The organism is Gallibacterium faecale (assembly GCF_027920745.1).
GTDB lineage: Bacteria > Pseudomonadota > Gammaproteobacteria > Enterobacterales > Pasteurellaceae > Gallibacterium > Gallibacterium faecale.
In genome coordinates this window covers 1-6,134 of sequence record NZ_JAQIBB010000129.1, presented here as the reverse complement: position 1 = coordinate 6,134, position 6,134 = coordinate 1, and the positions used below count along the sequence as shown (strand labels likewise).

Annotated in this window: 9 protein-coding genes and 1 pseudogene; all 10 read right to left on the bottom strand. The window is 37.7% G+C overall.

The window, feature by feature from the left end; genetic code table 11:
• On the bottom strand, positions 1 to 621 hold a 621-nt coding region (locus PF272_RS12765; protein ID WP_271143047.1), incomplete at its 3' end, for a phage antirepressor N-terminal domain-containing protein.
• 384 nt (positions 622 to 1,005) lie between these two features.
• Positions 1,006 to 3,107: pseudogene (locus PF272_RS12760) on the bottom strand (phage terminase large subunit family protein).
• The gene (locus PF272_RS12755; RefSeq protein ID WP_271143046.1) at positions 3,107 to 3,577 is read right to left on the bottom strand and encodes a DUF1441 family protein; all 471 of its coding nucleotides are present in this window, start codon (positions 3,575 to 3,577) and stop codon (positions 3,107 to 3,109) included. Before PF272_RS12755 ends, PF272_RS12760 begins: the two are co-directional and overlap by 1 nt.
• Positions 3,578 to 3,720: 143 nt before the next feature.
• Positions 3,721 to 3,873, bottom strand: coding sequence for an Rz1-like lysis system protein LysC (lysC, locus tag PF272_RS12750; RefSeq protein ID WP_271143045.1), 153 nt, complete (start codon positions 3,871 to 3,873; stop codon positions 3,721 to 3,723).
• Positions 3,874 to 3,907: 34 nt separating this feature from the next.
• Positions 3,908 to 4,234 (bottom strand): hypothetical protein, encoded by a 327-nt coding sequence (locus PF272_RS12745; RefSeq protein ID WP_271143044.1) that lies wholly within the window; start codon positions 4,232 to 4,234, stop codon positions 3,908 to 3,910.
• A 3-nt stretch (positions 4,235 to 4,237) separates the two neighbouring features.
• Positions 4,238 to 4,645 (bottom strand): M15 family metallopeptidase, encoded by a 408-nt coding sequence (locus PF272_RS12740; RefSeq protein WP_271143043.1) that lies wholly within the window; start codon positions 4,643 to 4,645, stop codon positions 4,238 to 4,240.
• Positions 4,638 to 4,970, bottom strand: coding sequence for a phage holin, lambda family (locus tag PF272_RS12735; protein WP_081277263.1), 333 nt, complete (start codon positions 4,968 to 4,970; stop codon positions 4,638 to 4,640). The genes PF272_RS12740 and PF272_RS12735 overlap by 8 nt, the downstream gene beginning before the upstream one ends.
• Positions 4,971 to 5,121: 151 nt before the next feature.
• Entirely contained in the window at positions 5,122 to 5,406 is a 285-nt protein-coding gene (locus tag PF272_RS12730) for a HigA family addiction module antitoxin (RefSeq protein ID WP_013747141.1), read from the bottom strand.
• An 11-nt stretch (positions 5,407 to 5,417) separates the two neighbouring features.
• On the bottom strand, positions 5,418 to 5,693 hold the full coding sequence (locus PF272_RS12725) for a type II toxin-antitoxin system RelE/ParE family toxin (protein WP_013747140.1): 276 nt from the start codon (positions 5,691 to 5,693) through the stop codon (positions 5,418 to 5,420).
• A gap of 48 nt (positions 5,694 to 5,741) precedes the next feature.
• Positions 5,742 to 6,134 (bottom strand): hypothetical protein (locus PF272_RS12720; protein WP_271143042.1); only part of this gene is annotated, 393 nt, incomplete at its 5' end.

The following is a 6,134-nucleotide window of genomic DNA, read 5'->3' as shown; positions in this document are numbered from 1 at the left end:
CATTATTTCTAATGTTGCTTCCGTATTCTTTGATAATTGCAAAGTTGATGGCTCGATCAGCTCACCTTCTAGTACAATCTTATGAACATATTCCACTGCTTGTGGTAATTGTTCTTTACTTAATTCTTCAATACTTTTAACGTTAAAGCGATGATGTACTAATTGATAAGCATCAGAGTAGATTAAGCCTTTTTTGCTTACCAACATATTAACCGCATCTCGTAAGCCTGTGCGATCATCTACTGTTGTTTGAGTTCTCTCCGCTTTACCTTTAAACCAATAATCGTGCAGTGCTTGATAGCACTCTTTTTTATATTTGATCAAGGTTTCTCTGATTTCTGGTTTTACTCTGTTTGTATCAATACCGAATAACCAGCCATTTAGATATTGGATTGGGAGGCAGACCATTTCTTGTTCACCGCCATTTGTAGGTGTGATCATCACGATCATACCTTTAGAAAGTACTTCATCTCTTTTAATTCTTAATAACTGTGCATTCCACGCTAAGCCAATGTTTTCACAGATTGGTTTCATTGCTGTGTAATATGTGCCGTTTTGTTCAAAGGTAACTAAAGATTGGTTGTAGAACTGGATTGTTTGGATTTGAGTATGAATTGACATAATTGCCTCTGTTAATTTTGCGAATAATTTCAGTTTCTTTTTATGAAGATAACTGGCGATCGAGCGGTTCGCAAGCTTAACAGTAAGCTGGAGTTATTCCCCGAAGGTATTGTATTCCTCGCCCACTCGATCATAGATTGTAATTACCATTTTTTATGCCAAAAATTGTGTAGAAAAGAAAAAGGAGAAACACAAATTTTAGATACAAAAAAACCGCATTGGATTTCGGTTGCGGATTACCGCTGTTAAGGTTGCGACACCTTGTTTATGATAATAATAAAAAAGCCTGTCTTTGTAAACAGGCTTTAAAACTTTTCTTTTTTGTTATTTTTGCGATCTAGACCGATAAAATGATATTAACCAGATTACATTTTTATACTCTGTTTACAACCACCCTCCTTTTCGATAAGACTTTCCTGTTAGCCAACTTGCATTCTCTTTCATTGCGTTGACTTTGAGAGGTAACTCTTGCTTTTTTTCTACCACACTTGCTTCAGTATGGTCTGTGGTGGAATTTTTTAAAATATTCGGGTTAATTTCGGGTAATTTCGCCCAATCAGGTACTTGCTTTTCATCACCCCATTTGATCCGTTCATACCTCCGTAAAATGGCGATAGCATGAGCATAACAAAATAAGTCAAAGGCTTCGTTATTGCCTTTACCTGGCTTACGCCATTTGCCATCAGGACCGCGCTCCTCATAAACCAATTCATCAAAAAACCATTCGCCTATCCAACTTGGGAAATGTATATAATTTGCCCCTTCTGTTTGACGTGCTAAAGCATTATTAATACGATCTTTAAGATAATCTGTTTGTAATAAATACAATGGCACATCACCTCGTGCCGAAGCGTGTCGATCTGAACGACTAGTATTATCGGGATAAGTTTTCGTAATCAATTTTTGTCGCTTAGTGCTATCTCCTTTCACCAAATAGACTTTCTTGGCAAGTCCTTCTCTGCGACATTTTCGCCAAAATTTATAGGCATTATCTGTTACACCTTCTTCACCCCCGCTATCTACTTTGGCATTTGGTATTGTGGGTTACTCGCAAGCGGGTAGTGTTTAGATAAGACATCTGTAATTAAAATTGCCCAATCATCAGGATTGCGAGGATCGATTTTTTCAATTACACCATCGCTATCTGGTAATGTATGAGAAATATTGTAGCGATCGATTAACCAACGTTCGCCATTTTCACCATAACCGACAATTTGCACCACAAATCGACGATTCCGTCCACCTTGTACATCTACTGCAGCAATCAAGAAACGACATTGATCTGGAACACTTTTCTCATCACACTGTTCTCTGCGTTCCATTAATTCATCTGTTCGGCGTTGTTCTAACGCTGAACGTGGTAGATAAGGTAATCCCCAGTCAGTGTTGATAACTGCTTTGAGCGTTTCTTCACTGCCTGTTAATTCATATTCCTGTTCGGCATTGAGGAGCTTATAGGTTAGTTGCGCCCACGTTTGATATGCAGCAGCAGGACCTTCTAACCAAAAAGAAGCAATGCGAGACTTACGCCCTATCCCATGAATGTTACCTTGCTTATCAATGTACTGCCCTTCTTTTAACCACACCCCATTGATATTTAACTCACGCTTCAGTTCTGGGCTAATAAGCTGTTGACAGTGTGGACATTGTAATCTGGCATTTTCACTGGCTTTGACAAAATCCATCTCATCACGAAAGCCAACCATATTTACCATACTTGGCTGAAAATATTCTGAACAATAAGGGCATTGCCAATAAAAGCGGCGACGATCACCTCGGTTATATAAACTCAATATACCTGTTGTTGGTGGCGCTTCGTGATTAGATTTTGGTTGATGTTTAATATCAACAATATCTTTACCTGGGGAACTCTCAACAAGTGTCATTCCTGCTGACATAAAAGTTGTAGTACGTTTTGATGCAAGAGAAAAACCATCCCCCTCCCCGTCAATATCTTCTGGCCAACGATCATAATCCGTTAAGGCTACATATTTGTAATCCGATGAAGACAAAACATTGATTGATGGCCAACCAATTTTCAGTAAATTACCTGCTCGAAAATATTTGTCATGAACATTATTGTCATTTTTTCGTGGGCTAAGTCGTTTAGCAATTTCGGGAGAACAGCGGAATGTACGATCTAATCGTTTTCGGCTATGCTCACTGGCTTTTTCTTGTGTAAGTTGTACCAATAAAAAATCCGACGGATCACAAATAATTGAATAACTAATCCAGCCATCGATCAAACCAATGGTTTTTCCCGTTCGAGCAGGACCAACAAAAATTACTGCATCATATTCACGAGAGCTTAGGCAATCCATTGGTTCAAGAATATAAGCTGCTGTATGTTTATCCCACTTAACTGAATTTCCTCCACCAATCGGTACACGCATATACTCTGCGACTGCTTCAGAAACCTTCATTCGTCTAGGTGCTTTCACCACATTTGCAATATCTCGGCGAATATCTTTTGCTGATGCAAACATTACTCTTCCTTATGTTCAGTCTCTTGAATATGCAATGCCATTTGATCTCGAATGTCATCAATAATTTGTTGCACTCTTATCAAGGCACTAGGAGATAAACCAGCATCTCTTTCTAAAATATCAGGTAAAGTTTCAAGTTGTTGTACTACCGCTTTCGCTAAAATACTCATTTCTTGGGCGACCTCATAAGCAGGGATAAGCTCCCCAGTCTCCCTCTCATACTTTAAGCGTTCATTTTCAGCTTGCCAAAAAGATCGTCGATCATTAGGCGACATTGAATCAACATCTGCAGTCCTCTTTTCCTGCAGTCCTAAACGGATTAAATCCGCAAGCGGATATAACTTTAATTTGCTATTGCTCCCCTCGCTTGGTGTTAATCCAGCAACCCGTTGAGATACCGTTTGACGGTGCATTCCTGTGATTTCGGCAATCTGATTGATATTCAATTTAAGATCAAATAAATTTTCCATAATCACAAAATCCAAAAAAACAAAAATGCTTAATAAATATTCAAAAATTCTAGAAGATGATGATGCCTAGAAATGCAAAAAACTGCCAAAAACCGCGAGTCCGTAACCCCGTGGAAAGCGTACCCCGTCTGGGAGTACCTTTTTTAATGTTGAGCATGTTGCACCTGCCACTCTCTGATTCTATCAATTCGATTCAAACAAATATCACGTTCACGCTTAAGTATCACTGCATACTGAGCTACATCACCGTAAGTACGACCATTAAAACTTGTTTTATCTAAATATCCAATCAACACTGCTGGGATCTTGGGTTGAACTATTGTTACTGGCTTACTTGCGCAAGAACTCAATAATATTACGAGGAGCAGCACTGTTATACGCATCACTTGCTTTGTCATCTGCTGATATGTTTTTGATAACATCATCTGATTTACTCCTTGTATCTGATTCTTGTTTGCTTAATTCAAGTGTCAGTTTTTGATTGTTCGCCATATCTGCGTGTAGCTGGATAATCGTTGCACTTTGTGTCGCTATTGTGTCAGACTGTTTAGCAATTTCGTTTTTTAAATCTTTTATCAGTTGATATTGATACACGACACTAACAAGTAACAATGTCATAATCGCTATCACATATAGCCATTTATTTGTTGTGAACATATCTCACCTGTCGGGGTATGCTTTGCGACTGAGTTGAAAATGTGGTCCGTCGTAAAAAGTTCGCCAGTCTCCGCCCCATTCAACATCGATATTAAAACGCTTAGCGACTGACTTAATTAATTCAGCTAACGCTTTAAATTTAGCTTTATTATTCCAGTCAATAACCGTTTTGCCGTTCTCAACTATTACTGGAGCTAAATCAACGGCATGTCCAGTTAAGTGACGACTGTTCATTGTCTTACTTGCACCACTTTTAACAAGTTCTGCTTGTCTTGCTTTACTACGTTTCCCTTCAACGACCATAAAATCAAACTCTGATTCAGAGATTGCAGTACGTACTACTTTAAGCAAATCTGGATGTACCCCAACTAAGCGCATTTCGCTTGTCGTTGAAAATTTAAACTTACTCATCCTTGCTCACCTTTTTAGCAATAAATTTAAATAAAAACTCTCTTATCTTTTCCGCACCGATAAAACCAATCATCCCACCGATAAAGGTTGATAAATTTTCGTGCAATCCAAAATGATTTAGTAACGACATACACGAGAGTGTTAATGCTCCACATATCGCTCCGTCTAATATCCGTTGACGATACGAACTTTTTTGTTGCAAAAACCAAGCACGTAACATAGACATAAAAAAAGCCATCACGAAACCCGCAATGGCATTGTAATTTTGTTGGAGATATGCCCAGATAATGAGCCACACTCCAGGATCTTTGTCTGGCATTTTCATTTCTCCACCTCCATTTCAGAGGCAATAAAAAACCCCGACCGTTTCCGATCAGGGTTAGAAAAAAACATCTGTGCGTTTCAAGCGTGCAAAACCGCACTATAGCTAACAATATATACTTTTAGTCTAGACAAATCAACTATATTTCTTATTTTTACGCAACAGCAAAATTAAATGGTTTGATATGATGTTCTCTTTTCTGTTTTAATTCCCATAAATCATAATCTGTCTGTAAAGACAACCATAATCTTGCTGTACTAATTCCCGCCTCCTCGAGTGCAATAGCTAAGTTCGCTGTCATTGCAGTTTTACCATGCAATACTCTTGATAAAGTTTCACGAGAAAAACCAAGATGGGTTGCTAATTCAGACACTTTTATTTTGTTCGGTTCAATAAAACCATCTAATAATACTTCACCTGGATGTGCTGGTTTACGCATAAATACCTCCTTTAATGATAATCTTCGTAATTTAAAATATACGCATCACCATTAATAAATTCGAATGTAATGCGGTAATTTCCACTAACAGTCATTGAATATATTCCTTTTCTGTCACCTTTTAATTCGTGACATTGATAAAATTGAATAAATTCTTCGACCGTATTAGCACGATCAACAAGAGATAAAATACCATTAATCTTTCGCACGTGGTCTTGTCTCAATCCTTTTGTAATTCCTTTTTTGAAGAATTGTTCCAATCCTTTATGTTTAAAACTCTTAATCATATTTTACCCTCTTTTAATGTGATATAAATATATCACACAATTAATCTACTACGCAAGAAAAACACACTTATTTTGACTTAACATTAATTTCAATGATGTTTCTGCTATTTTGATTTGATTGAAATATTGTGCTTTGCAAATCCCAAATCGCTCTAATAGCCCAATTCTGACAGGAACACGATCGCGATCTAACTCTGTGTAAATCGGCAAACGATAAGCATAAGTCGCCATAAATAAATCATATAGTTCAGGTGTAACTTTTCTCATCACAAGCACACATTCGTCTATTTTCTCCGCTAACGCTTCACTTATAGGCAATATTCTCCGCCTACTCTCATCAATCGGAATAGGAATGCTAATAGAGATACTCGGATATTCCGTTCCTAAACGAGGTGTTGCCCAATATCCCCATTGGGTACAAATTTTTTTAATATCATTAAA